This window comes from Curvibacter sp. EU05-FHT14A10 (assembly GCF_058791075.1).
Window position 1 is genome coordinate 323,113 of record NZ_JBYTDE010000007.1, and the last position, 25,652, is coordinate 348,764.

Here is a 25,652-nt window from a genome sequence, read left to right on the forward strand (position 1 = left end):
TCCGTTCAGGCCCTGAGGGCCGCATACAACCCGGTGACGCGGTCCATCACCGAGAGCAGGTTTTCGCTCGCCACGAACAGCTCCGACAGCGGCTTGCTGCCAGGGGTGGCCGAGCTGATTTTTTTCAGTGCAGCGTCAAAGAACACCCACTGGCCGTCTGCCAGTGCCAGTTCATCGGCGATGCGGGCAGAGGTTTCGGGGGCTTTGTGCAGGGTGTCTTGCGCCTGCAGGAATTCGCTGCGGGCCCGGGCCATTTCGGTGGCCGCGGCGGCCGGGTCGACCTGCAGCACGCCGGCCAGGTAGAACTTGGCCAGTCGCTGCGACAACATGCGTTGGCGCCCGGCCAGGTTCACCAGGGGGCCGGCGGGGCGGGTCGAGGTCGCTTCGAGCTGGGCGGTGCCTTGCTGGGCCAGCGCCAGGACCTGGGCATCGGCTTGCAGCAGGGCATTGGCCCGGCGGGCCTCGGGTGGGGTAGACAGCGCGTCGCGCAAGGCCTGCCAGGCCGGATCCAGGGCCGCATAGGTGTTGCGGATCGGCGTGCTGGGCGCGTAGGCCTTGAGTTGTTCATGCTGGCGCTCGAACAAGGCCATCGACTGGCTCAACACTTGCTGAGCCGTGGGTGTGGGCGCCTGGGCGGCCAGGGCCAGCCAGGCCTTGACCATGCGCTGCGAGAGCATGCGCTGGCGCCCCGCCATGTTGATGGCATCGGCCAGATCGACCTGGGCCCGGGCGAGGCTCGCCCAGCAGGCGGCCAGGCCCAGCAGGTGTCGGCGTTGCAGAGCCATGGTGTTCATCCGGTGGGGTTTCAGGCCTTGAGGGCGTTGAATTGGCGGGTGTCCACCTCGGCACGATCGAACTCGAACCAAGGGTCGGGTTCGCCGTCGAGGGCAAATTGCAGGCGCTCCCACAGAGCCAGGCGGCCGGCGGCATCGTCCAGGATGCGTTTTTTCACGTGGTCCAGACCGACCCGGCCCACGTAGTGCACGGTGCGCTCCAGGTACCAGCCTTCTTCGCGGTAGAGCTGCATGAAGGCGCCCGTGTATTCAAGCACCTCGGCGGCGGTCTTGAGTTTGGTGAAGAAGTGCGCCACCTCGGTCTTGATGCCGCCATTGCCGGCGATGTACATCTCCCAGCCGCTGTCCACACCGATGATGCCCACGTCCTTGATGCCGGCTTCGGCGCAATTGCGCGGGCAGCCCGAGACGGCAAACTTGACCTTGTGCGGGGCATACATGCGCCACATGGCGCGTTCCAGGTCCTTGCCCATCTGGGTGCTGTCCTGGGTGCCCATGCGACACCACTCACTGCCCACGCAGGTCTTCACAGTGCGCAAGGCCTTGGCATAGGCGTGGCCGCTGGGCATGCCGATGTCTTTCCAGACGTTGACCAGGTCTTCCTTCTTCACGCCCAGCAGGTCGATGCGCTGGCCGCCGGTCACCTTGACGGTGGGGATCTTGTACTTGTCGACCACGTCGGCAATGCGGCGCAGCTCATCGGCCGTGGTTTCGCCACCCCACATGCGCGGGATCACGCTGTAGGTGCCGTCCTTCTGGATGTTGGCGTGGCTGCGTTCGTTGATGAAGCGGCTTTGCGGGTCGTCGCGGGCCTCTTTGGGCCAGCTGCTGATCAGGTAGTAGTTGACTGCAGGGCGGCAGCTCGCGCAGCCGTTGGGGGTCTTCCAGTCCATGACGCGGAACACGTCGGCAATCGTCAGCAGCTTGTCTTTCACGATGGCCTCGCGCACGGCCTGATGGCCGTGCTCGGTGCAGCCGCACATGGCTTTGGTCTTGGGGGTGGCCGAGTAGTCGCCGCCCGCCGTGAACATCAGCAGTTGCTCGACCAGGCCGGTGCACGAGCCGCAGCTGGCGCTGGCCTTGGTGTGTTTGCGCACCTCTTCGAGTGTGAACAGGCCTTTTTCCTTGATGGCCTTGCAAATGGCGCCCTTGCTGACGCCGTTGCAGCCGCAGACCTCGGCCTCGTCGGGCATGGCCGCCGCCTTGCTGTGGCCTTCGTGGCCCACATCGCCGATGTTGGATTCACCGAACATCAGCTTGTCGCGGATGTCGGCCACGCTGCGGCCATCGCGCAACAGCTTGAAATACCAACTGCCGTCCACCGTGTCGCCATACAGGCAGGCGCCGATCAGCTTGTCGTTCTTGATGACCAGCTTTTTGTAGACCCCGGCATAGGGGTCGCTCATCACGATTTCCTCGGTGCCTTCGCCGCCCATGAACTCGCCGGCCGAGAACAGATCGATGCCGGTCACCTTGAGTTTGGTCGAGGTGAGTGAGCCCTGGTAGCGCGCGATGCCGAACTCGGCCAGGTGGTTGGCTGCCACCTTGGCCTGTTCGAACAGCGGTGCCACCAGTCCGTAGGCGGTGCCCCGGTGGGCGGCGCACTCGCCCACCGACCAGATGCGGGGGTCGGTCACGGTCTGCATCGTGTCGCTGACCACGATGCCCCGGTTCACCAGCAGGCCGGCCTGTTCGGCCAACTCGGTGTTGGGTCGGATCCCCACGGCCATCACCACCAGATCGGCCGCCACCTCGCTGCCGTCCTTGAAGCGCACGGCCTGGACGCGACCGTCGGCGCCGCCGATCAAGGCCTGGGTCTGGGCACCGATGCGGAACTGCAGGCCGCGTTGCTCCAGCGACTTCTGCAGCAGTCGGCCAGCCACGTCGTCGAGCTGGCGTTCCATCAGCCAGGCGTTCACATGCACCACCGTCACGCTCATGCCGCGCAGCATCAGGCCGTTGGCCGCTTCCAGGCCCAGCAGGCCGCCGCCGATGACCACTGCATGGCGGTGCGTGGTGGCGGTTTCGATCATGGTGTTGGTGTCGTGGATGTCGCGGTAGGCAATCACGCCCTGCAAGTCCTTGCCCGGAACCGGGAGCATGAAGGGGGTGGAGCCTGTGCACAGCAGCAGGCGGTCGTAGGCCGCCTCGGTGCCGTCATCGGCCCGCACCACACGCCGGATGCGGTCGATCTGCACCACCTTCTTGCCGGTGTGCAGGGTGATGTCGTTGTCCCGGTACCAGTCGTAGGGGTTGAGGACGATTTCCTCCAGCGTCTGCTCACCCGCCAGAACAGGCGACAACAGGATGCGGTTGTAGTTGGGGTGCGGCTCGGCACCAAAGATCGTGATCTCGTACAGCGAGGGGTCGATCTTCAGCAGCTCTTCGATCGTGCGCACACCGGCCATGCCATTGCCGACCATCACCAGCTTGAGTTTTTTCATCGTCATGCTCCGTCGCTTGGGGCCGGGCTGGCGAGCCAGTCGGTCCGGAAAACAAAAAAGGCGTCCACACGATGCGGCCTCGGGGGTGCGAGACTGCATGTGGGGACGCCTTCGTCCCGGGTCGACCCCTGCGCCATTGCAAGGGATCCACCCGGCGGCCCTGAGGCCGTTGGGGGTGTCAAGCAATGGCTGTGCCAGGGCGAACGGCGCCCGCTGGGGCTGCGAAGCGCCCTGGTGCGCGAAATTGGTGCGGTGCACCACCCGGACAGGTGCTGGATGGGCAGCGCAGCGCACCAGCTTCGGGCATGGAACCTGCTTTCCGCTGGTGCATGAGTTTTGATCTCGAATTTGGTTTTGTCTCGCTGCCTGGACGCAAGTCCGAGAACGAGGATTTCGCGGCACTGGTCAGTGGCCAGGGTCACGAGCAGGCCCGTGGGGCGATTGCCGCGATTGCCGACGGCGTGAGCACCGGGGGCTTTGGCCGCGAGGCGGCTCAGACCACCGTGACGACGCTGGTGCGCGACTATTTCGGGACCCCCGAAACCTGGGACACCACGGTGGCCCTGGACCGCGTCATCAGCGCGCAGAACGCTTGGTTGGCGGGCATCAACCGGCGCCGTCAGCCCGCGCTGGGCCTGACCACGCTCACCGCTCTGGTGCTGCGCGGGCAGACCTATACCGTGGCCCATGTCGGCGACACCCGGGCCTACCTGGTGCGCGATGGCGAGATGCAGCAACTCACGGTCGATCATGTGATGCCGCACACCGACTTCGCCCACCAGCTGACCCGGGCCGTGGGGCTGGAGGATCGTTTGCTGGTCGATTACAGCCAGGGCGATCTGCAAAGTGGCGATACCTTCGTGCTGCTGTCCGATGGGGTGCATGGCAGCCTGCCGGGCCGCGACATTCTGGCGTTGTTGGCGCAGGGACTGGCGCCCCAGGCCCTGTGTGAGGCGCTGGTCAAGGCCGCGCTGCGCAGCGGCAGTGACGACAACCTGACGGCGGCGGTGGTGCGGGTGCAGGGGGCGCTGGAAGCCACGCTGCAGGACGAGGCTCGCCACGCCTTGCAACAGCCGGTGCTGCCTTTGCTCAAGGTGGGCGATGGGGTGGATGGGCTGGAGGTGCTGGCACTGGTGGCTGACAGCGGCATTCACCGTCTCTACCAGGTGCGCGATCCGTTGACGCAGCGCTGCTATGCCCTGAAGTCGCTGCACCCCCAGCGTGCGCACGACCCCGAAGAGCGCCAGACCCTGGCTCACGAGGCTTGGGTGGCGCGCCGCATGCAGGGCGGCAGTGCCGCGGGACACCTGGCCCGGCTCCATGACTGGCCACCGCAAGGGGCGGCTGCGGCCAGCGGCTTTTACTTGCTGTACGACTGGTACGACGGCGAGACCCTGGGGGCCTTGCTGCAGCGGCAGGCGGCCCTGCCCCTGGCCCAGGTGCTCAACCTGGTCACCCAGGCCTTGCGCACGCTGGCGGTGTTGCACCGGCAAGGGGTGGTGCACCGGGATGTGAAGCCCGACAACCTGCACCTGGGTGACGACGGCGTGCTGCGCCTGCTGGACCTGGGCGTGGCCTTGAGCGGGCGTGAGCCGGCGGCCACGCGTGAGCTGCATGCCGGTACACCCAGCTACATGAACCCTGAGCAGTGGGCCGGACATGGCCAGGCGGGCCACAAGGCGCAGTTGCCCGATGCCGGCAGCGACCTGTATGCGCTGGGCGTGACGCTGTATCAACTGCTCAGCCTGGGCCGCTTGCCGTATGGCGAGGTGCTGCCCTACCAGAGTGGGCGCTACCACCGCGATCCGCAGCCACCCAGCCGACACAATCCCCAGGTGCCGATCTGGCTCGACCATGTCGCCCTGAAGGCCGTGGCGCGACAGCGCGCACAACGCTTCGAGACCGCCGAGGAGATGCTGCTGGCGCTGGAGCGCGGTGCGTCTCGCCCCCTGAGTGCGCCGGTGGCAACGCCCTTGATCCAGCGCGACCCTGCGGCGGTCTGGAAAATCGCCCTGGTGGTCAGCGTGTTGTTCAATGCAGCGCTGGTTTATTGCCTGCTGTTCCTGCCGCACTGAGCCGCACCAAACACTTGCATCTGCCGGGCGGGCCAGACGGACGGTGTCCGTTGGGTTGGGGGCGCCTTCAGTGGCGGGCGCGACCGCCTTTTTCGGCCCAGGTGCGGGTCCAGCGGATCTGCATCACGCGCAACAGCAGCAGCACCGCCACGGCACAGGCGGCAAAGCAGGCGAAGCCGAGCAGGTAAGAGCCGGTGTACTGCTTGGAGAAGCCCATCAGATTGGGCACCAGGCCGCCGCCCAGTGCGCCGAGTTCGCCGATCATGGAGCCCGCCACCGCGGTGGTCAGCGGCCAGCGCAGGGGTACCAGCTGGAACAGCGCGCCATTGCCCGCGCCCAGGGCCGAGAAACAGACCAGAAACAGCAGCACCGTGACCGGCAGCGAGCCTTGGGCGAAGCCTGCCAGCAGCAGGCTGGCGGCGGTGACGACCAGCACCCCCGTCAGGGTGTTCACGCCGCCCCAAAGATCAGACAGCCAGCCCCCCATGACCCGCAGTGCTGCGCCCAGGAAGGCAGCGAGCATGGTGAGCTGGCCAGCCTGAACTTTGCTGACCCCGAATTGTTCGTAGAAATAGCTGGGCAGAAAGGCCGACAGGCCCACGAAACCGCCGAAGGTGACGGCATAGATCAGGCTGAACGCCCAGCCGTCTTTTTCGTACAGGCAGGACAGGTGCTCGCGCAGCGTGGTGTGGGGCGACAGGTCGGCCGGCTCTTTGGCAAAGACCACCATCACGGCCGCCGGAATGGCCACGCTCAGCGCGGCGATGCCATACACCGTCTGCCAGCCGAAGTTCTGTGCCAGCACTGGCGCCAGCAGCGCTGCGAAGGCCGTGCCGACGTTGCCGGCACCCACGATGCCCATGGCCAGGCCCTTGTAGCGGGGCGGGAACGAACCCGAGCCCAGTGACATGGCCACGCCGAAGCTGGCGCCGGCCACCCCCAGCAGCACGCCCATGGCCAGCAGGTCGTTGAAGCTTTGCACGAAGAAGTAGCCGTAGGCCATGCTCAGGCTGATGCCGCCCATTTCGACCAGGGTGGCGTTTTTGCGTCCGATGTACTGCGCCATCAGACCCAGCGGAAAGCGCATGAAGGCCCCGGCAAAGATCGGGATGGACAGCATCAGGCCCTTTTGCGTGGGACTGAGTTGCAGCGCCTCGGTGATGAAGGGCGCCATGGCACCGTTGATGGACCAGATGGCAAAGGAAAAGCCAAAGTACAGGAAGGCTGACCAGAGCGTGGGGCTGTGACCTGCGCGGTGGAACTCTCGGAAATTGAACATGGGTGTCTTTGCGGCCCCGAGGGCATGGCGGAAAACAAAAAAGGCGTCCGCACCGGATGGCTTTCTGAGAAAGAAGCCAACGGTGGGGACGCCTGTGTCCTGAGGGGCTGCGGTGCATCGTCACGCCACAGCCCCTGACAGCCTTGTGGGGCCGATGCCTTGATTCAAGCAAACTCCGTGCCGCCAAAACAGGCCTTGGAAATGGCTTGGACTCGGTCTTTTTGCCTGGGTTTGGTGCAGCGGACTCGCTTTGAAGGGCAGAGGCCGTCGACTTGGTGCATGCCCGCCCAGGGACGGGGCCGTCTATGAAAAACGCCCCTCGACGGCGCAGGGCCGGGAGGGGCGCCGTGTGAGGGGGCGCGGCTCAGGCGGCGGTCTTTTCGACGTGGGCCTGACGGGTGTAGAGGAAATCAATCACGGCCTTGCGGTAGCCCAGGTACTGAGTGCTTTCAGCCAGCGCAACACGCGAGCGGGGGCGGGGCAGGTCAACCCTCAGGACCTCGCCGATGGTGGCGGCCGGGCCGTTGGTCATCATCACGATCTTGTCGGACAGCAGCACGGCTTCGTCCACGTCGTGGGTCACCATCACCACGGTGGCCTGGGTCTCGGCCACGATGTCCAGCAGTTCGTCCTGCAGCTTGGCCCGGGTGAGGGCATCGAGGGCGCCAAAGGGCTCGTCCATCAGCAGCACCTGGGGCTCCATGGACAGGGCACGGGCGATGCCCACGCGCTGTTTCATGCCACCCGAGATTTCGCCCGGGCGCTTTTGCGCCGCCGCACTCAGCCCGACCAGGGCCAGGGCCGCTTCAGTGCGGGCCTTGAGCTGGGCCTTGCTTTCGCGCTGGCCGAAGACGCGCTCCACGGCCAGGTGGATGTTCTCGTGGCAGGTGAGCCAGGGCAGCAGGGAGTGGTTCTGGAACACCACCGCCCGCTCCGGGCCGGGGCCCTTGATTTCGCGGTTGGCGCACAGCATGGCGCCCTGGGTGGGGGAGGTCAGCCCGGCAATCAGGTTGAGCAAGGTGGACTTGCCGCAGCCGCTGTGGCCGATGAGGGCCACGAATTCACCTTTGGCGATGGTGAGATGGATGTCCCGCAGGGCAGGGAAGGCCCCTTTGGCGGTGCGAAAAGTCTGTTCGACACCCTGGATCTCGATGTACTTGGCGCTGTTCATGGCGTGTTCCTTGATGACGGGGTGGGTCAGCTCTTGACTTCTTCGAAGGTGAAGGCCGTGGCGATGCGGATCAGGGCGTATTCCAGCAGCAGGCCCACGCCGCCGATCACGAAGATGGCAATGATGATGTTCTTGACGTTGAGGTTGTTCCACTCGTCCCAGACCCAGAAGCCGATGCCCACGCCGCCGGTCAGCATTTCAGCGGCCACGATCACCAGCCAGGCCGTGCCCACGGCCAGGCGCACGCCGGTCAGCATGTAGGGCAGCACCGAGGGGAACAGGATCTTGGTGAAGATCTTCCACTCCGACAGCTTGAGCACGCGGGCCACGTTCATGTAGTCCTGCGGCACGCGCTGCACGCCCACGGCGGTGTTGATGATCATGGGCCAGATCGAGCAGATGAAGATGGTCCAGATGGCTGCCGGGTTGGCGCCCTTGAAGACCAGCAGGCCAATGGGCAGCCAGGCCAGCGGCGACACCGGGCGCAGCAGGCTGATCAAGGGGTTGAACATGCGCGAGAGGAACTCAAAGCGACCGATCAAAAAGCCGGCCGGGATGCCCACCAAGGCGGCCAGGCCGAAGCCCATGGCCACGCGCTTGAGGGAGAACAGCACGTTCCAGCCCACGCCCTGGTCGTTGGGGCCCTTGCTGTAGAACGGGTCGCTGAACACCTCCAGGGCCTGCTTGAAGGTGTCGGCCGGCGAGGGGATGGCGCTGGCGGTGGTGATCGACACGATGGCCCACAGGCCCAGCATCAGGCCCAGGCCAAAAACCGGTGGCAGCACGCGCAGCCAGAAGGCGCGCCAGTCAAACGGCAGGCGTGCAGGGCGCGGGGCGGCAGGGACGGCTTTTTTCATGGCGGGGGCCTGAGCGGCAGAGGACTTGGGGGCAGGCACCTGCGAAGCGGGGATTTCGGCGGGGTTGTGGAAGACGGCACTGACCATGGCGGGCTCCTGTTGGGTGGGTGGGGCGCAGGGGAGGCTCAGGCGTGAACCTTGAAGGATTCGGCGTATTTCTTGGGGTCCTTGCCATCCCAGACCACGCCGTCGATCAACTTGCTGCTGCGCATGGGGTCTTTAGGCACGTTGATCTTCAGGGCGCTGGCGGCCTGTTTGTAGAGGTCGATCTGGTTGATCTGCTTGGCCACGGCCAGGTAGTCGGGGTGGTCCTTGAGCAGGCCCCAGCGCTTGTGCTGGGTCAGGAACCACATGCCATCGGACAGGTAGGGGAAGTTGACCGCACCATCGTTGAAAAACTTCATGTGGTTGGGGTCGTCCCAGGTCTTGCCCAGGCCGTTCTGGTAACGGCCAAGGATGCGCTGGTTGATGGCGTCCACACTGGTGTTGACGTAGGACTTGTCGGCAATGGTCTCGGCCATCTTCAGCTTGTTCTGCAGGCTGGCATCGATCCACTGGCTGGCCTCGAGGATGGCCATCATCACGGCACGCGAGGTGTTGGGGTACTTCTTGGTGAACTCGGCAGTGGTGCCCAGCACCTTCTCGGGGTGGTCTTTCCAGATGTCCTGGGTGGTGACGGCCGTGATGCCGATGCCGTCCATGATGGCGCGGTGGCCCCAGGGTTCGCCCACGCAGAAGCCGTCCATGTTGCCCACGCGCATGTTGGCCACCATCTGGGGCGGAGGCACGGTGATGACCTTGGCGTCCTGCAGCGGGTTGATGCCGGCCGAGGCGAGCCAGTAATACAGCCACATCGCATGGGTGCCGGTGGGGAAGGTCTGGGCAAAGGTGTATTCGCGCTTGTCGCTGGCCATCAGCTTGGCCAGGCTGGCCGCGTCGACCGCGCCCTTGTCGGCCAGCTTCTTGGACAGCGTGATCGCCTGGCCATTGTTGTTCAGCGTCATCAGGACGGCCATGTCTTTCTTCGGACCACCCACGCCCAGGTGCACGCCATAGACCAGGCCATACAGCACGTGGGCGAAATCCAGTTCGCCATTGACCAGCTTGTCGCGCACACCGGCCCAACTGGCTTCTTTGCTGGGGATGATCTTCACGCCATACTTCTTGTCAAAGCCCAGCACGGAGGCCATGACCACGCTGGCACAGTCGGTGAGGGGGATGAAGCCGATCTTCACTTCTTCCTTTTCTGGCTTGTCGGAGCCGCCTGCATAGACGACCGAGCGCAGTGCCGGTGACAGGCCGGTGGCAGCCACGGCAGCGGTTTGCAGCACGGTGCGCCGGCTCAGGCGGGTGTTCAACAGGTCGGTCATGGGCTACTCCTTGAAGCTGAAGTCATTCGGAACGTACAAAGCAAAAAGGCGTCCTCACGCAGCAGCCGAGCCCTGTGGGCCAGCCGTGGTGGGGACGCCTTTGTCCTGGCAGCCTATCAAGCCCGCCATTGGACTTGATACGCTGTGTGACCCGGAGAGGTCATGCACCTTCTAAGCAAAGGGTGTGCCAGGCGAAAAAGAGGGCGTTAGGCCTCTGGGCCGGCTTGGCTGGGCGGCCAAGTGGCACATGGCGGTGCGCAAGGTGCGGGCTTGGTGCGTGCCAAAGGCCCCAGTCGGTGCGCCGCACTGCTTTTGTGCGATGCACCAATCCCCGGTCTCATCGGTCCTGCCGAGGTGTCTGCGTGGCCCTGGGTGGGTGGGGGCAAGGCCTTTGTGTCGGTCCGGCGAGGCCGCCAGGGCCTACACTGCGGCACCGAAGTTGAACCGTCTGCCCATGTCCGTGACCGCCTCCACTGCTCCTTTTGCCCCTCACACGCCCAGCCAGGCCCCTGGCCTGGTTCTGGGCATCGAGTCTTCCTGTGATGAAACAGGGGTGGCCCTGGTGCATGCCAGTGCCCAGGGCGTGCCGCGCCTGGAGGCCCATGCCCTGCACAGCCAGATCGAGATGCATCAGGCCTATGGCGGCGTGGTGCCTGAATTGGCCAGCCGCGACCACATCCGGCGGGTGTTGCCGCTGGCGACCCAGGTGCTGGCGAGCGCCGGGCGCAGCCTGGCCGAGGTGGATGTGGTGGCCTACACCCGTGGGCCCGGTCTGGCGGGGGCTTTGTTGGTGGGTTCGGGCGTGGCTTGCGCACTCGGTGCGGCGCTGGGCCGGCCGGTGTTGGGCGTGCACCACCTGGAGGGCCACCTGCTGTCCCCCTTTCTGAGTGCCGATCCGCCGGAGTTCCCTTTTGTGGCCTTGCTGGTGTCGGGCGGTCACACCCAGTTGATGCGGGTGGATGCGGTGGGTGAATACCAGATTCTGGGCGAGACCATTGACGATGCCGCGGGCGAGGCCTTCGACAAGTCGGCCAAGCTCATGGGCCTGGGCTACCCGGGCGGGCCGGCGCTGTCGCGCCTGGCCGAGGCCGGCGACCCTGCCGCGTTCAAGCTGCCCAGGCCCTTGCTGCACAGCGGTGATCTCGATTTTTCGTTTGCGGGGCTGAAGACCGCCGTACTGACCCAGGCCCGCAAACTGGGCGATGACCTGGCCGTGCGCAAGCCTGACCTGGCGGCCAGCACGCAGGCGGCCATTGTTGAGGTGTTGCTGAAGAAGTCGATGGCCGCCCTGCGCCAGACCGGTCTGCGCCGCCTGGTGGTGGCGGGCGGGGTGGGCGCCAACCGCGAACTGCGCCAGTGCCTGAATGCGGCCTGCCAGGTGGCCCGGGTGCGGGTGCATTACCCCGAACTCCATTTGTGCACTGACAACGGCGCCATGATCGCCATGGCGGCGGCCATGCGCCTGCAGGCCGGTCGTGCCCAGGCGGGATGCGATTACAGCTTTGATGTGCGGCCCCGTTGGCCGCTGGATGCCATCGACGCGTGAGTAGGGGCCAGCCCAGAGTGCTAGTGGGTCTTGAAAAACTAATTTTTTCAACTATCACTTTGTTGAACTTGACAATTTATTCGGCAAATTCGGTAGAATTGATTCATGAGCTCCGAAAACAATTTTTCCTCCGTCCCTCCCGCTGGTGAGCACTGCACCACGATCGAGGTGGCTCGTGAATTGGGCATGGCAGTCCGTTCGGTCCAGATGATGGTGGACCGGGGCGAACTTGAGGCCTGGAAGACCCCCGGTGGACACCGACGCATTTCCCGCGTCTCGGTGGACCGCTGGTTGGCCAATCGCCGTGCTGGCCGCCGTGGCAGCCAGCGTGGCAGCCCGGCCAACCCGCGTCGGGTGCTGTTCATCGAGGATTCGGCCCACTACCAGAACCTGGTGTCGCTGATGATGCAGCAGCACTTTCCCGAGGTATCGCTTCATTTGGCCGACGATGGCATCGTGGGCCTGGCCATGTACGGGCAGTTGCAGCCCGATGTGCTGCTGCTGGACCTGTTGCTGCCAGGCATTGATGGTGCGACGCTGCTGACCAGCCTGCGCGCCCACCCGGAGCTGAACCGGAGCCAGTTGGTGGTGGTCACCTCGCTGGACGAGGAGCAGCGCCGCCCTTATGCCTTCGCGCTGCGCGACATTCCGCTGGTCTACAAACCCAACCTCGTCACCGATCTGCCCAAGCTCCTGGGTGAGTTGCTGCACGAGGGAGATGCGAGCCCGTCGACCGCCTCGGAAGCCCGGTCTGCCACGGCCGCCTGATCCATTCCTCCCCGACCGGCCGACGCCGGTCTTTGCCCCGCAGCACCTCACGGTCTGTGGGGTTTTTCATTTTCCAAAGATTGATCGGTCGGTTTCCAGATGCAAAAGGTGATTCTTGCTACCGAAGTGCTCGAAATACCAGGGGTGATCGAGGTGTCCGAGCGTAGTGCTGCAAGCGATCAAATTGACAGTGCTCAAAGTCGGGTGACGCAGGGCTTGCCCAGTGGCGGGCGGCGAAAAAAAAGGCCCTTGACGGGCCTTGTGGGATGGGGCGTTCGGGCAGGTCAGCCGATGTTGATCCGGGTGCCTTGAGGTGGGGGTGGTGCCTTCTTGCCGAGTTGAAGGGTGAGCACCCCATTGACCAATTGGGCCGTGCTGGTGGCGGCGTCAAGCGCTTGCGGCAGTTCGAAGGCCCAGCGATAGCGGCGCGGCGCTTCGGCTGTGCTTTCGATGCGCACCACGCTGCCTTCGATGTCCACCTGGAGTTGTTCGCGGCTCAGGCCGGGCGCGTCCAACTGAAGGCGGTAGCCTTGCTCGGATTCTTCGAGGGGCTGGGTGCTTTCGCGTTGGCGCTGGGCCTGTTGGTGCAGGGTCTGGGCCAGGAATCTTTCGAGGCCGCGGTCCATGGCGCGCAGGCCATTGAGGTGGGCTGAGGAGCGAATCACGGGAGCGAAGATCATGGTGCAAGTCCTTTACACTGCGCGGCTCTCGAACTGAGTGCCGCATGGATCACAGGTGCGATCCAGCGGCTTTTTTTCAAGGATTTTTCTTCATGGAATATCTGCGCAGGTCCCTCTTGAAAAGGGCTTTGTCGACGTTATCTGTCGCGGCTTTGCCGTGGGTGTCGGCGCAGGCAGCCGGTGCGTCCGGCCCGATCCGGGTGGCGCTGATCGAAGGTCTGAGCGGTCCGTTCGCCAATGCGGGTGAGGCGGTTTATCGCAATGTCCTGTGGGCGGTGGAGCGCGTCAATGCGCGGGGTGGGGTGCGCCTGAGCGCTGCTGCGGGCGGGCCGCGCCCCTTGCAACTGGACCGCTACGACAGCAAAGGCCAGAACGAAGAGGCCTTGTCGGCCTTGCGCTCGGCCATTGATGACGGGGCCCGGGTGGTGCTGCAGGGCAATTCTTCGGCCACGGCGGCGGTGTTGCTGGATGCCATCAACAAGCACAACGAGCGGGATCCGGCACGACGGGTGCTGTTCCTGAACTACTCGGCCGTGGATCCGACCCTGACCAACGAGCGTTGCAGTTACTGGCATTTCCGCTTTGATGCCCATGCCGACATGCGCATGGCAGCCTTGATGGAGGTGATCCGGGAGGACCGCTCGGTCAAGAGCGTCTACCTGATCGGGCAGGACTACAGCTTTGGGCAGGCCGTGCTCAAGGAGGCGCGTCGTCAACTGGGTGAGCAACGCCCGGATGTGCAGGTGGCGGGCGAAGAACTGCATCCCATGGGGCGGGTGAAAGACTTCGCACCTTACGCGGTCAAGATCAAGGCCAGCGGTGCGCAAGCGGTGATCACCGGCAACTGGGGCAATGACTTGACTCTGTTGATCAAGGCTGCACGCGAGGTGGGCTACGAGGGGCGCTTTTTCACCTATTACGGCAATGCGCTGGGGGCGCCGGCGGCCATCGGGGATGCCGGCCTGGGCCGGGTGGTGGCGGTGGCGGACTGGCTGCCCAACGTGCCGGGCGCCCAGAGCGAGGCCTTCTACCAGGCCTTCCGGCAGCGCTTTCCCAAACCGGCGGATGACTATGTGCACATGCGCATGCAACTGATGATCGAGGCCCTGGCCCAGGCCATCGAGAAGGCCGGTTCGACCGAGGCTGCGGCTGTGGCCGCGAAGCTGGAGGGCAGCAGCGTGTCTTTGCATGGGCAGTCGGGCACGATGCGAGCCAGCGACCATCAGTTCCAGCAGGGCCTGGTGGTGGGCGTGATGGACAAGCAGGGGCAGCCTGGGGTTCGGTTTGACGTCGAAGGCTCGGGTTATGGCTTCAAGGTGATCCGTCAGATCCCGGCCAGCAAGGCGGAGATGGCGACCACCTGTCGCATGCAGCGCCCCTGAGCCGGCGACTCACTGGGCGTAACCCAGACAGGCGCCGGCATTCGCCCGGCCCCGGCATTCGCGGCTGAGGCGACGGTCTCGGTCGGCGCGGCTTTCTTCGGAGCCAGAGGGCGCAGCAGGTTTGCTGCGCCCTTGGCTTTTCCGGGATTTGGCCGAGGCTCGGGATGCGGCCAAGACGGGTGGCGCGGTGCTGCCGAGCAGGGCGCTCAGCCCGAGCAGGGTTTGGCGGCGGGTGAGGGTGGTGGGCATCAGGGGCTCCGATTGAAGGGGGCAGGGCCGGGCGGCTCCGCTACCATGCGACTCTTGTTCAATCGCGTTGCGACGTGCAACTACAGGACCCCCGAATGCGACCCGCCATCCTCCAGCTTGAAGAATCGAAAATCCGTGAAGTGGCCAATGCCGGCATGGGCCGGTCCGATGTGTTGGCCTTCTGGTTTGGTGAGAGTGACGAGATCACGCCTGAAGCCGTGCGGCAGGCGGCCATCGATTCGATTGCCCAGGGTGAGACTTTTTACGCCCACAACCTGGGTCTGCCCGAGTTGCGCCAGGCCTTGGCGGACTACACCACCGGCCTGCACCGGCCGGTGGGGCCTGAGCGCATTGCGGTCACGTCGGGTGGGGTGAATGCCTTGATGCTGGCGATCCAGGCCTTGGTGGAGCCCGGCGACGAGGTTCTGGCCGTGACCCCGGTCTGGCCGAATCTGCTGGCCCAGCCCGCCATCATGGGGGGGGTGGTGAAAACCGTCTCGCTCAAGCCGGTGGTGCAAGGGGCTGAGCAAGGGGCCTGGCGCCTTGATCTGCCGGAGTTGCTGGCGGCGATCACGCCGGCTACACGGCTGCTGATCGTGAATGCGCCCAACAACCCCACGGGCTGGACCCTGAGTGCCGAGGAGCAGTCGCAGATCCTGGCACATTGCCGACGCACCGGAACCTGGATCCTGGCCGACGAGGTGTATGAACGCCTGTATTACGAGCCTTCGAGCAAGGGCTGTGCGCCCAGCTTCCTTGACCTGGCCGAGCCAGAGGATCGCCTGGTGGTAGTGCACAGCTTTTCCAAGAGCTTTCTGATGACCGGCTGGCGCCTGGGTTGGCTGGTCATGCCGCCTTCGATGCTGGCCTCGATGGGCAAACTGATCGAGTTCAACACCTCGTGCGCATCGGTGTTCACCCAGCGTGCCGGCCTGGCGGCCCTGCGCGAAGGGGGCAGCATCACCCCACGGGTGGTGGCCCACCTGAAAGCCTGCCGGGATCGCCTGGTGCCGCAGTTGCAGGTGCTGCCGGGGGTGCAGGTGGCCTCGGCCAGCGGAGGCATGTATGCGTTCTTCCGCCTGCAGGGTCATGACGATTCGTTGGCGGTGGCCAAGCGACTGGTGGCCGAGGCCGGATTGGGCCTGGCGCCGGGCAGTGCTTTCGGGCAGGAGGCCGATGGCTGGCTGCGCTGGTGTTTTGCCTCGCGCGACCTGAATCGCCTGGACGAAGGGGTGATTCGCCTGCGGCGCTGGCTCGGGCTATAATTTCAAGGCTTTGCGTTTTGCAAGGCAGCACGCTGGCCGCATTTCCGGCAGTCAGCGCAAGTCAAATATTCAAAGGAACCAAAATGATCGCATCCGAAATCAAGGCCGAAGTTGTCAAGGCCAATGCACGCAGCGCCAATGACACGGGTAGCCCAGAAGTTCAGGTCGCCATCCTGACCGCCCGCATCAACGAACTGACCCCTCACTTCAAGACCCATGCCAAGGATCACCACGGTCGCCGTGGTCTGCTGCGCATGGTGAGCCGCCGTCGCAAGCTGCTCGACTACCTGAAGGGCAAGGACGCTGACCGTTACACCGCACTGATCGCCAAGCTGGGTCTGCGCAAGTAATTCGAGCGACGAATGCTGGACGCCTGAGTTAGTTCACTAGCTCAGGCGTTTGTTTTTTGTTTTTCCACAGCTGAAAGCAGGGATGCGCGCTGTGTCATTCCAAAAGAATCGGCCGATGAGGCTGCCGGTTGTTCTGGAATGGCATCGTGTTCCGGGTTTTCAACTGTCCCTTGCCACCCGGGGTGGGTGGCGATGAGGCTGGCCCTCGGGTTGGCCAAGCAGCAGGAGCTGAACATGAGCATTTTCAACAAAGTCACCAAGACCTTCCAATGGGGTCAGCACACCGTCACCCTGGAGACGGGTGAAATCGCCCGCCAGGCCACTGGCGCCGTGCTGGTGAACATCGACGACACCGTGGTGCTGGCCACCGTGGTGGCTTCCAAGGGCGCCAAGCCGGGTCAGGATTTCTTCCCGCTGACCGTTGATTACATCGAGAAGGCCTACGCCGCCGGCAAGATCCCGGGCAGCTTCTTCAAGCGCGAAGCCAAGCCCAGCGAACTCGAAACCCTGACCAGCCGCCTGATCGATCGCCCGATCCGCCCGCTGTTCCCCGAAGGTTTCTTCAATGAAGTGCATGTGGTGATCCACACCGTGTCGCTGAACCCCGAAGTCGACGCCGACATCGCCGCCCTGATCGGCACCTCGGCCGCCCTGGCTGTGTCGGGCATCCCCTTCAACGGCCCGATCGGTGCCGCCCGCGTGGGTTACATCAACGGCGAATACGTGCTGAACCCGGGTCAGACCCAGCGCAAGAGCAGCCAGCTGGATCTGGTGGTGGCCGGCACTGAATCGGCCGTGCTGATGGTCGAATCCGAAGCGCAACAGCTGTCCGAAGACATCATGCTGGGTGCCGTGGTGTTCGGTCATGAACAAGGCGCCATCGCCATCAACGCCATCCATGAACTGGTGCGCGAAGCCGGCAAGCCGGTCTGGCAATGGGAAGCTCCGGCCAAGGACGAGCCGCTGATCGCCAAGGTCAATGCCCTGGCTGAAGAAGCCCTGCGCGCCGCCTACCAGATCCGCAACAAGCAAGCCCGCACCCAAGCCTGCCGCGAAGCCTATACCGCCGTGATGGCTGGCCTGAAGGCCGAGGGCGTGGAGTTCGATAGCGTCAAGGTCGAAGGCCTGCTGTTCGAGATCGAAGCCCGCATCGTGCGTGGTCAGATCCTGGCCGGTGAGCCCCGCATCGACGGCCGCGACACCCGCACCGTGCGCCCGATCGAGATCCGCAACTCGGTGCTGCCCCGTACCCACGGTTCGGCCCTGTTCACGCGTGGTGAAACCCAGGCGCTGGTGGTGGCCACGCTGGGTACCGAGCGCGATGCGCAGCGCATCGATGCCCTGGCTGGCGAATACGAAGACCGCTTCATGCTGCACTACAACATGCCTCCCTTTGCCACCGGCGAAGTGGGCCGCATGGGCAGCACCAAGCGCCGCGAAATCGGCCATGGCCGTCTGGCCAAGCGTGCTCTGGTGGCGGTTCTGCCGACCAAGGAAGAGTTTCCGTACACCATGCGTGTCGTGTCTGAAATCACCGAATCGAACGGCTCGTCGTCGATGGCTTCGGTCTGCGGCGGCTGTCTGTCGCTGATGGACGCCGGTGTGCCGATGAAGGCCCACGTGGCCGGCATCGCCATGGGTCTGATCAAGGACGCCAACCGTTTTGCTGTGCTGACCGACATCCTGGGCGATGAAGATCACCTGGGTGACATGGACTTCAAGGTGGCCGGTACCACCAACGGCATCACTGCCTTGCAGATGGACATCAAGATCCAGGGCATCACCAAGGAAATCATGCAGGTGGCGCTGGCTCAGGCCAAGGAAGCCCGTCTGCACATCCTGGGCAAGATGCAAGAGGCGATGGGTGAAGCCAAGACTGAAGTGTCCAACTTCGCTCCCAAGCTGTTCACCATGAAGATCAACCCCGAGAAGATCCGTGACGTGATCGGCAAGGGCGGCGCCACCATCCGTGCGCTGACCGAAGAAACCGGCACCCAGATCAACATCGAGGAAGATGGCACGATCACCATCGCTGCCACCGACGGCGCCAAGGCGGATGAAGCCAAGCGTCGCATCGAGCAGATCACGGCCGAGGTCGAGATCGGCAAGATCTACGAAGGCCCGGTCACCAAGATCCTGGACTTCGGCGCCCTGATCAACCTGCTGCCTGGCAAGGATGGTCTGCTGCACATCAGCCAGATCGCTCACCAGCGCGTTGAAAAGGTCACCGACTTCCTGTCTGAAGGTCAGATCGTGCGTGTCAAGGTTCTGGAAACCGACGACAAGGGCCGCGTCAAGCTGTCCATGAAGGCCTTGGCCGATCGTCCGATGCATGGCGAAGCTGCTCCCCAGCAGCAACAACAGCAACAGTAATTCCGGTTGAGAGGGCTGCCTGCCGGCTGGGCTGGTGGGTGGTCTTCGGTGAGAGGTCTCATGAAAGCCATTGAAATCACCACCTACGGTGCTCCCGAGGTGTTGCAGCCTGCAGAACGTCCCGAGCCTGTTGCGGGCGAGGGTGAGTTGTTGATCCGCGTTGCGGCCAGCGGGATCAATCGTCCTGATGTCCTGCAGCGCACCGGCAACTACCCCGTGCCACCTGGGGCTTCGGATATTCCGGGCCTGGAGGTGGCGGGTGTGGTGGTGGGCGGCGATTCGGTGGCCATGGCCGAGGCCGGTTTGCGCATCGGCGATGCCGTGTGCGCACTGGTGGCCGGCGGGGGGTACGCTGAGTTGTGCGTGGCGCCTGTGGGTCAGTGCTTGCCGGTGCCGCAAGGTTGGACTGCTGTTGAGGCGGCCTCCTTGCCTGAGACCTTTTTCACCGTCTGGAGCAATGTCTTTGATCGTGGCCGCTTGCAGGCGGGTGAGACCCTGTTGATCCAGGGTGGAACCAGTGGCATCGGGGTCACGGCCATCCAGTTGGCCAAGGCCCGCGGGGCTCGGGTCATCGTGACTGCTGGCAGTGACGACAAATGTGCGGCCTGCCTGAAACTGGGGGCCGACCATGCGATCAACTACAAGACCCAGGACTTCGTGCAGGTCTGCAAGGAACTCACGAATGGCCGGGGTGTGGATGTGGTCCTTGACATGGTGGCCGGAAGCTATGTGGCCCGAGAAGTCGAGGCCCTGGCGGAGGATGGTCGGATTGTGATCATTGCCGTGCAAGGTGGTGTCAAGGCCGAGTTCAATGCCGGCATGGTGCTGCGCAAGCGTTTGACGATCACGGGTTCAACCTTGCGTCCTCGTCCGGTGGCGTTCAAGGCGGCCATTGCCCGCTCCTTGCGGGAGCAGGTCTGGCCGGCATTGGCGCGTCGGGATATTGCCCCCATCATTTTTGCTACGTTCCCTGCTGAACAGGCGGCCCAGGCGCATGCGCTGATGGAGTCTGGTCAGCATGTCGGAAAAATTGTTTTGACCTGGTGAGTTCATGAAAAAGAAGCTGATTGCCGGCAACTGGAAAATGAATGGCAGCCTGGCTGCCAACGATGCCTTGGTTCGTGCTGTGGCGGCCGGTGTGGCTGATGCAGCAGCCGAGGTGGCGGTGTGTGTGCCGGCGCCCTATCTGGCGCAGGTGGCTGCCTTGCGTGGTCCGGTGGCTCTTGGGGCTCAAGACCTGTCGGCGCATGAGTCGGGTGCTTACACGGGCGAAGTGTCGGCTGGCATGCTGCGCGATCTGGGGGTGCACTACGTGATCGTGGGGCATTCCGAGCGTCGCCAATACCATGCCGAGAGTGACGATCTGGTGGCGCGCAAGGCTCAGCGTGCGCTAGCGGCGGGCCTGGTGCCCATCGTCTGTGTCGGTGAGACCCTGGAGCAGCGTGAGGCGGGGCAGACCGAGTTGGTCGTCAAGCGTCAGTTGGCTGCGGTGATCCACCTCAATGGCCACTGCATCAGCGAGATCGTCGTGGCTTATGAGCCGGTCTGGGCCATTGGCACGGGCCGGACGGCGACGCCTGAACAGGCCCAGGCGGTGCATGCCGTTTTGCGGGCGCAGCTTCAGGCGGCCACACCCCGTGCTGATCGTGTCAAGCTGTTGTATGGCGGCAGCATGAATGCGGCCAATGCAGCCGAGCTGTTGGCCCAGCCGGATATCGACGGCGGCCTGATCGGTGGAGCGTCGCTGAAGGCGCCCGATTTCCTGACCATTGTGGCTGCCGCATCTGCGTTGGCTGTTTGATTTTTTATCTGGAGTTTTTATGAACATCATCACCACCATCATCCTGGCGGTACAGATGCTGGCGGCCCTGGGCATGATCGGTCTGATCCTGATTCAGCACGGCAAGGGCGCGGACATGGGGGCGGCTTTTGGCAGCGGTGGTTCGGGCAGTCTGTTCGGTGCCAGTGGCAGCGCCAACTTCCTGTCGCGCACGACGGCCGTACTGGCGGCGGTCTTTTTTGTCTGCACCCTGGCACTGGCCTATTTTGGCAACCTGCGTCCGGCAGCCAGCTCGGGCAGCGTGCTCGAAGGTGCTGCGGTCGTGACGCCTGCGGCTCCTGCAGCCGTGCCTGCGGCTCCTGCCGAGCCGGCCAAGGGTGCTGCTGCAATTCCGACCAAGTGAGCTCTTGATTTTCTGCCCGGCAACCCCAGAGGGGTGGGTTTTTCCGGGTAGAATTGACGTCTGTTCGGAAAGCCAAAACCGCAAGGTCCTCATGCCATCCGAGCAGCAACATCCCGCCGTCGTGGTGAAATTGGTAGACACGCTATCTTGAGGGGGTAGTGGCGAAAGCTGTGCGAGTTCGAGTCTCGCCGACGGCACCAAAATAAAGACCCTTCCGGCACTCGCTGGAAGGGTCGCGGTGATGAAATCCTCCAGATGAACCTTGATCAATACCTCCCCGTTCTCTTGTTCATTCTGGTTGGTCTAGGCGTAGGGGTCATCCCTCAGGCGCTGGGCTACCTGCTTGGCCCCAATCGGCCCGATCCGGCCAAAAATTCCCCTTACGAGTGTGGTTTCGAAGCGTTTGAAGACGCGCGCATGAAGTTTGACGTGCGCTACTACCTCGTGGCCATTCTCTTCATTCTCTTTGACCTCGAAATTGCCTTCCTCGTCCCTTGGGCTGTGTCTTTGACCGACACCGGCTCGGGTGGCTTCTGGACCGGGGTGGTGTTCCTCATCGATCTGCTCGTGGGCTTCATCTACGCGTGGAAAAAAGGCGCGCTGGATTGGGAATGAGCGAAAGCATCAACAAGGACGCATGCAATGATTGAAGGTGTCATGAAAGAGGGCTTTGTCACCACCAGCTACGACGCGGTGGTGAACTGGGCAAAGACGGGGTCCCTGTGGCCCATGACCTTCGGGTTGGCCTGCTGCGCGGTCGAGATGATGCACGCAGCGGCTGCGCGTTACGACATTGGCCGCTTCGGCGCTGAGGTGTTTCGCGCCAGTCCGCGTCAAAGCGATTTGATGATCGTGGCGGGTACGCTTTGCAACAAGATGGCACCGGCTCTGCGCAAGGTGTATGACCAGATGAGCGAGCCGCGCTGGGTGCTCTCCATGGGCTCCTGTGCCAACGGTGGTGGCTACTACCACTACAGCTACTCCGTGGTGCGCGGTTGCGATCGCATCGTGCCGGTGGACGTCTATGTGCCTGGCTGCCCCCCGACGGCAGAGGCCCTGATCTACGGGATCATGCAGCTGCAACAGAAAATCCGTCGTACCAACACGATCGCCCGGGTCTGAGATAGCGCCATGACACAGATTGCAATCCAGGCGGAAGCCCTGAAAGACGTGATTGTTGCCGCCCTGGGCGACAAGATCAAAACAGCTGTCATTGCGTTGGATGAGGTCACCATCGAGGTGGCTGCGGCTGATTACCTGGCCGCCATGCAGATTCTGCGGGATGCGCCCACTTGCCGTTTTGAGCAATTGGTCGACCTGTGCGGCGTGGACTATTCCACCTATGGCGAAGGCACCTGGGACGGTTTGCGATATGGCGTCGTCAGTCACCTGTTGTCCGTCAGCCTGAACCAGCGCGTGCGCGTGCGGGTGTTCTGCCCGGACGACGACGCGCCGCTGGTGGCCTCTGTCGCCGATATCTGGAACTCTGCCAACTGGTACGAACGCGAGGCCTTTGACCTTTACGGCATCGTCTTTGAAGGTCATAACGACTTGCGCCGCATCCTGACAGACTATGGTTTCATCGGCCATCCTTTCCGCAAGGATTTCCCGATTTCGGGCCACGTCGAGATGCGTTATGACGCCGAGCGTCGTCGCGTGGTGTACGAACCGGTCACCATCGAGCCGCGGGAAATCACGCCCCGCATCATTCGTGAAGACAAGTATGGAGGCCTGCACTGAGGCGCTCCGCCTTGTGTGATGCATCATGGCTGAAATCAAAAATTACACTCTGAACTTCGGGCCTCAACACCCGGCAGCCCACGGCGTTTTGCGTCTGGTGCTGGAGTTGGATGGCGAAGTCGTCCAACGTGCTGATCCTCACATCGGTCTGCTGCACCGTGCCACTGAAAAGCTGGCAGAGCACAAGACCTTCATCCAGTCGTTGCCCTACATGGACCGGCTGGATTACGTGTCGATGATGAGCAATGAGCACGCTTACTGCCTGGCCATTGAAAAGCTGCTGGGTCTGGAAGTGCCTGTTCGCGCTCAGTACATCCGTGTGATGTTCTCCGAGATCACCCGCCTGCTGAATCACCTGATGTGGCTGGGTTCGCACGGCAACGACATCGGTAGCTCGACGATCCTGATCTACACCTTCCGCGAGCGTGAAGATTTGTTTGACATGTATGAAGCCGTGTCGGGCGCACGCATGCATGCGGCGTACTTTCGTCCGGGCGGTGTTTACCGCGATCTGCCGGACTCCATGCCGCAGTACAAGGTCAGCAAGATCAAGAACGCCAAGGCCTTGGCCGAGCTCAATCAGAACCGCCAGGGTTCGATGCTCGACTTCATTGAAGATTTCACGCGTCGTTTTCCGAAGTGCGTGGACGAATATGAAAACCTGCTGACCGAAAACCGCATCTGGAAGCAGCGTACCGTCGGTATCGGTGTCGTCGAGCCCGAACGTGCCTTGAATCTCGGCATGACGGGCCCGATGCTGCGTGGCTCGGGCTTTGCCTGGGATCTGCGCAAGACCCAGCCTTACGATGTCTATGACCGTGTCGACTTCGACATCCCGGTGGGTAAGACCGGCGACAGCTACGACCGGTATCTTGTGCGTGTCGCTGAAATGCGCGAGTCCAACAAGATCATCAAGCAATGTGTGGATTGGCTGCGTGCCAACCCTGGCCCGGTGATCACGGACAACCACAAGGTGGCACCGCCGGCCCGTGAAGCCATGAAGTCGAGCATGGAAGAGTTGATCCACCACTTCAAGCTCTTCACCGAAGGCTTCCACGTGCCCGAAGGCGAGGCCTACGCTGCCGTCGAGCACCCCAAGGGTGAATTCGGTATTTATCTGGTGAGCGATGGTGCCAACAAGCCCTATCGACTCAAGATCCGCGCCCCGGGTTTTGCGCATCTGGCAACCCTGGACGAAATGGCCCGCGGCCACATGCTGGCGGATGCGGTGGCCATCATTGGCACCATGGACATTGTGTTTGGAGAGATTGATCGATGATCTCTGATTCGACCAGGGCTCGTTTTGCCCGTGAAGTTGCCAAGTATCCCGCTGATCAAAAGCAGTCGGCCGTCATGGCCTGCCTGTCGATTGCTCAGCAAGAGCAGGGCTACGTGAGTGAAGACAGCGAAAAAGTCATCGCTGAGGTGCTGGGGATGCCCGTGATCGCGGTGCACGAAGTCACCACCTTCTACAACATGTACAACCAGCAGCCTGTGGGCAAGTACAAGCTCAATGTTTGTACCAATCTGCCGTGCCAACTGCGTGATGGTTACAAGGCTTTGCACCATCTGGAGCAAAAGCTGGGCATCGCGATGGGTGAAACCACGCCGGACGGGTTGTTCACGCTCCAGCAATGCGAATGCCTGGGCGCTTGCGCCGATTCGCCGGTGATGCTGGTGAATGATCGCACCATGTGCAGTTTCATGAGCAACGACAAGCTCGATCAACTGGTGGACGGCCTGCGCGCTGCCGAGGTGAAGTGATGACCTCCGCTCAAAGCATTCTTTCCCAGTTTCAGTCTTCCGGTGTTGAGACCTGCTTCCATGACCGTCACATCGGGCCGCAGATCTACGCTGGCCTGAACGGCAGCAACTGGAGCATCAAGGACTACGAAGCCCGCGGCGGCTACCAGGCTCTGCGCAAGATCCTGGCGCAGGACGGCGGTGAAGGCCTGACCCAGGACCAGGTGATTGCCACGGTCAAGGAATCCGGCTTGCGCGGTCGCGGTGGTGCGGGTTTCCCGACAGGCCTGAAGTGGAGCTTCATGCCGCGTCAGTTCCCGGGCCAGAAGTACCTCGTCTGCAATTCGGACGAAGGCGAGCCGGGCACGTGCAAAGACCGTGACATCCTGCAATTCAATCCGCACATCGTGATTGAAGGCATGATCATTGCCGCTTATGCCATGGGCATCTCGGTGGGTTACAACTACATTCACGGCGAGATTTTCCAGACCTACGAACGCTTTGAGGAAGCCCTCGAAGAAGCGCGTGCCGCGGGTTACCTCGGCAACAACATCATGGGCAGTGCGTTCAGCTTCCAGCTGCATGCGGCTCACGGCTTTGGCGCTTACATCTGTGGCGAAGAAACCGCCTTGCTCGAGTCACTCGAAGGCAAGAAAGGGCAGCCTCGCTTCAAGCCGCCATTCCCGGCCAGCTTCGGTCTGTATGGCAAGCCCACCACGATCAACAACACCGAGACCTTTGCTGCGGTGCCCTGGATCATTCGCAATGGTGGCGCGGCCTACCTGGAATGCGGCAAGCCCAACAACGGTGGCACCAAGATCTTCTCGGTCAGCGGCGACGTCGAGCGCCCCGGCAATTACGAGATTCCGCTGGGCACGCCGTTCTCCAAGCTGCTTGAGTTGGCCGGTGGCGTTCGCAAGGGCCGCCAGCTGAAGGCTGTGATCCCTGGTGGTTCTTCCTCGCCCGTGCTGCCCGCTTCCATCATCATGGAATGCACCATGGATTACGACTCGATTGCCAAGGCTGGCTCGATGCTGGGTTCCGGCGCCGTGATCGTGATGGATGATTCGCGCGACATGGTTGAGAGCCTGCTGCGACTGTCCTACTTCTATTCGCATGAATCCTGTGGCCAATGCACCCCTTGCCGCGAAGGCACGGGCTGGATGTGGCGCGTGATCGACCGAATCTGGCACGGTCAGGGTCGCGATGGTGATCTCGAATTGCTGAACTCGGTGGCTGACAACATTCAGGGGCGCACGATTTGCGCTTTGGGTGACGCCGCCGCCATGCCCGTGCGGGCCATGCTGAAGCACTTCAAGCCCGAATTCCAGGCATTGATTGAGCAAGCCAAGTCGTCAAAGACTGCGCACGCTTGATCGCGAG

The 25,652-nt window shown here is 63.2% G+C and carries 25 protein-coding genes and 1 tRNA gene; 17 read left to right on the forward strand and 9 right to left on the reverse strand.

All coding sequences use genetic code 11. From position 1 onward, the window contains the following. Window positions 1-5: 5 nt before the first annotated feature. Together AC3WUT_RS16080 and nirB are read right to left on the reverse strand one after the other, a co-directional pair. Window positions 6-794, reverse strand: coding sequence for a type IV pili methyl-accepting chemotaxis transducer N-terminal domain-containing protein (locus AC3WUT_RS16080; RefSeq protein WP_492348081.1), 789 nt, complete (start codon window positions 792-794; stop codon window positions 6-8). Between the two features lie 11 nt (window positions 795-805). Beyond that, the gene (gene nirB, locus AC3WUT_RS16085; RefSeq protein ID WP_492348082.1) at window positions 806-3,238 is read right to left on the reverse strand and encodes a nitrite reductase large subunit NirB; all 2,433 of its coding nucleotides are present in this window, start codon (window positions 3,236-3,238) and stop codon (window positions 806-808) included. Between the two features lie 329 nt (window positions 3,239-3,567). Here nirB and AC3WUT_RS16090 point away from each other — a divergent pair, with 329 nt between their 5' ends. After that, window positions 3,568-5,313, forward strand: coding sequence for a bifunctional protein-serine/threonine kinase/phosphatase (locus AC3WUT_RS16090; protein WP_492348128.1), 1,746 nt, complete (start codon window positions 3,568-3,570; stop codon window positions 5,311-5,313). A 67-nt stretch (window positions 5,314-5,380) separates the two neighbouring features. On the opposite strand, the gene AC3WUT_RS16095 is transcribed toward AC3WUT_RS16090, so the two are convergent. From AC3WUT_RS16095 to AC3WUT_RS16110, 4 genes are all read right to left on the reverse strand, one after another. After that, window positions 5,381-6,592 (reverse strand): MFS transporter, encoded by a 1,212-nt coding sequence (locus tag AC3WUT_RS16095; RefSeq protein WP_492348083.1) that lies wholly within the window; start codon window positions 6,590-6,592, stop codon window positions 5,381-5,383. A gap of 364 nt (window positions 6,593-6,956) precedes the next feature. Beyond that, window positions 6,957-7,763, reverse strand: a complete 807-nt coding sequence (locus AC3WUT_RS16100; protein WP_492348084.1) for an ABC transporter ATP-binding protein — start codon at window positions 7,761-7,763, stop codon at window positions 6,957-6,959. Between the two features lie 26 nt (window positions 7,764-7,789). After that, window positions 7,790-8,707, reverse strand: coding sequence for a nitrate ABC transporter permease (ntrB, locus tag AC3WUT_RS16105; protein WP_492348085.1), 918 nt, complete (start codon window positions 8,705-8,707; stop codon window positions 7,790-7,792). A 38-nt stretch (window positions 8,708-8,745) separates the two neighbouring features. After that, window positions 8,746-9,990, reverse strand: coding sequence for a CmpA/NrtA family ABC transporter substrate-binding protein (locus AC3WUT_RS16110; protein WP_492348086.1), 1,245 nt, complete (start codon window positions 9,988-9,990; stop codon window positions 8,746-8,748). A gap of 454 nt (window positions 9,991-10,444) precedes the next feature. Here AC3WUT_RS16110 and tsaD point away from each other — a divergent pair, with 454 nt between their 5' ends. Then, window positions 10,445-11,536 carry a tRNA (adenosine(37)-N6)-threonylcarbamoyltransferase complex transferase subunit TsaD gene (gene tsaD / locus AC3WUT_RS16115; protein WP_492348087.1) on the forward strand — a complete coding sequence of 364 codons (1,092 nt, stop codon included), beginning with the start codon at window positions 10,445-10,447 and terminating at the stop codon, window positions 11,534-11,536. A gap of 105 nt (window positions 11,537-11,641) precedes the next feature. Further along, the gene (locus AC3WUT_RS16120) at window positions 11,642-12,304 is read left to right on the forward strand and encodes a helix-turn-helix domain-containing protein (RefSeq protein WP_492348088.1); all 663 of its coding nucleotides are present in this window, start codon (window positions 11,642-11,644) and stop codon (window positions 12,302-12,304) included. Window positions 12,305-12,588: 284 nt separating this feature from the next. Here AC3WUT_RS16120 and AC3WUT_RS16125 read toward each other — a convergent pair whose 3' ends face one another. Beyond that, entirely contained in the window at window positions 12,589-12,984 is a 396-nt protein-coding gene (locus AC3WUT_RS16125; RefSeq protein WP_492348089.1) for an Hsp20/alpha crystallin family protein, read from the reverse strand. Between the two features lie 92 nt (window positions 12,985-13,076). Between AC3WUT_RS16125 and AC3WUT_RS16130 the strand changes: the two genes are divergently transcribed. Beyond that, entirely contained in the window at window positions 13,077-14,366 is a 1,290-nt protein-coding gene (locus tag AC3WUT_RS16130) for a branched-chain amino acid ABC transporter substrate-binding protein (protein ID WP_492348090.1), read from the forward strand. A gap of 9 nt (window positions 14,367-14,375) precedes the next feature. On the opposite strand, the gene AC3WUT_RS16135 is transcribed toward AC3WUT_RS16130, so the two are convergent. Continuing rightward, complete coding sequence (locus AC3WUT_RS16135) at window positions 14,376-14,615, reverse strand: hypothetical protein (protein WP_492348091.1); 240 nt, start codon at window positions 14,613-14,615, stop codon at window positions 14,376-14,378. A 95-nt stretch (window positions 14,616-14,710) separates the two neighbouring features. On the opposite strand from AC3WUT_RS16135, the gene AC3WUT_RS16140 reads away from it, so the two are divergent. Beyond that, complete coding sequence (locus AC3WUT_RS16140) at window positions 14,711-15,880, forward strand: pyridoxal phosphate-dependent aminotransferase (RefSeq protein ID WP_492348092.1); 1,170 nt, start codon at window positions 14,711-14,713, stop codon at window positions 15,878-15,880. 83 nt (window positions 15,881-15,963) lie between these two features. Continuing rightward, window positions 15,964-16,230 carry a 30S ribosomal protein S15 gene (gene rpsO / locus AC3WUT_RS16145; RefSeq protein WP_019577581.1) on the forward strand — a complete coding sequence of 89 codons (267 nt, stop codon included), beginning with the start codon at window positions 15,964-15,966 and terminating at the stop codon, window positions 16,228-16,230. Window positions 16,231-16,271: 41 nt separating this feature from the next. Here the strand turns inward: rpsO and AC3WUT_RS16150 are convergent, their stop codons facing one another. After that, window positions 16,272-16,466 carry a hypothetical protein gene (locus AC3WUT_RS16150; protein WP_492348093.1) on the reverse strand — a complete coding sequence of 65 codons (195 nt, stop codon included), beginning with the start codon at window positions 16,464-16,466 and terminating at the stop codon, window positions 16,272-16,274. Between AC3WUT_RS16150 and pnp the strand changes: the two genes are divergently transcribed. From pnp to nuoF, 11 genes are all read left to right on the forward strand, one after another. After that, window positions 16,465-18,603, forward strand: a complete 2,139-nt coding sequence (gene pnp, locus AC3WUT_RS16155; protein WP_492348094.1) for a polyribonucleotide nucleotidyltransferase — start codon at window positions 16,465-16,467, stop codon at window positions 18,601-18,603. The genes AC3WUT_RS16150 and pnp overlap by 2 nt on opposite strands. A 60-nt stretch (window positions 18,604-18,663) precedes the next feature. Then, window positions 18,664-19,650, forward strand: a complete 987-nt coding sequence (locus AC3WUT_RS16160; protein ID WP_492348095.1) for an NAD(P)H-quinone oxidoreductase — start codon at window positions 18,664-18,666, stop codon at window positions 19,648-19,650. A gap of 4 nt (window positions 19,651-19,654) precedes the next feature. Then, entirely contained in the window at window positions 19,655-20,404 is a 750-nt protein-coding gene (tpiA, locus tag AC3WUT_RS16165; RefSeq protein WP_492348096.1) for a triose-phosphate isomerase, read from the forward strand. 19 nt (window positions 20,405-20,423) lie between these two features. After that, entirely contained in the window at window positions 20,424-20,786 is a 363-nt protein-coding gene (secG, locus tag AC3WUT_RS16170; RefSeq protein WP_492348097.1) for a preprotein translocase subunit SecG, read from the forward strand. A gap of 115 nt (window positions 20,787-20,901) precedes the next feature. Continuing rightward, window positions 20,902-20,986, forward strand: a tRNA-Leu gene (locus AC3WUT_RS16175). A gap of 55 nt (window positions 20,987-21,041) precedes the next feature. Then, complete coding sequence (locus tag AC3WUT_RS16180; protein ID WP_019577576.1) at window positions 21,042-21,401, forward strand: NADH-quinone oxidoreductase subunit A; 360 nt, start codon at window positions 21,042-21,044, stop codon at window positions 21,399-21,401. 27 nt (window positions 21,402-21,428) lie between these two features. After that, on the forward strand, window positions 21,429-21,908 hold the full coding sequence (locus AC3WUT_RS16185; RefSeq protein WP_019577575.1) for a NuoB/complex I 20 kDa subunit family protein: 480 nt from the start codon (window positions 21,429-21,431) through the stop codon (window positions 21,906-21,908). 9 nt (window positions 21,909-21,917) lie between these two features. After that, window positions 21,918-22,526, forward strand: a complete 609-nt coding sequence (locus AC3WUT_RS16190; RefSeq protein WP_492348098.1) for an NADH-quinone oxidoreductase subunit C — start codon at window positions 21,918-21,920, stop codon at window positions 22,524-22,526. A gap of 25 nt (window positions 22,527-22,551) precedes the next feature. Further along, complete coding sequence (locus tag AC3WUT_RS16195) at window positions 22,552-23,805, forward strand: NADH-quinone oxidoreductase subunit D (protein WP_492348099.1); 1,254 nt, start codon at window positions 22,552-22,554, stop codon at window positions 23,803-23,805. Beyond that, window positions 23,802-24,290 carry an NADH-quinone oxidoreductase subunit NuoE gene (gene nuoE, locus AC3WUT_RS16200; RefSeq protein ID WP_492348100.1) on the forward strand — a complete coding sequence of 163 codons (489 nt, stop codon included), beginning with the start codon at window positions 23,802-23,804 and terminating at the stop codon, window positions 24,288-24,290. The genes AC3WUT_RS16195 and nuoE overlap by 4 nt, the downstream gene beginning before the upstream one ends. Beyond that, window positions 24,290-25,645: an NADH-quinone oxidoreductase subunit NuoF gene (gene nuoF, locus AC3WUT_RS16205; protein ID WP_492348101.1), complete on the forward strand. Its 1,356-nt coding sequence runs from the start codon at window positions 24,290-24,292 to the stop codon at window positions 25,643-25,645. The genes nuoE and nuoF overlap by 1 nt, the downstream gene beginning before the upstream one ends. Window positions 25,646-25,652 lie beyond the last annotated feature (7 nt).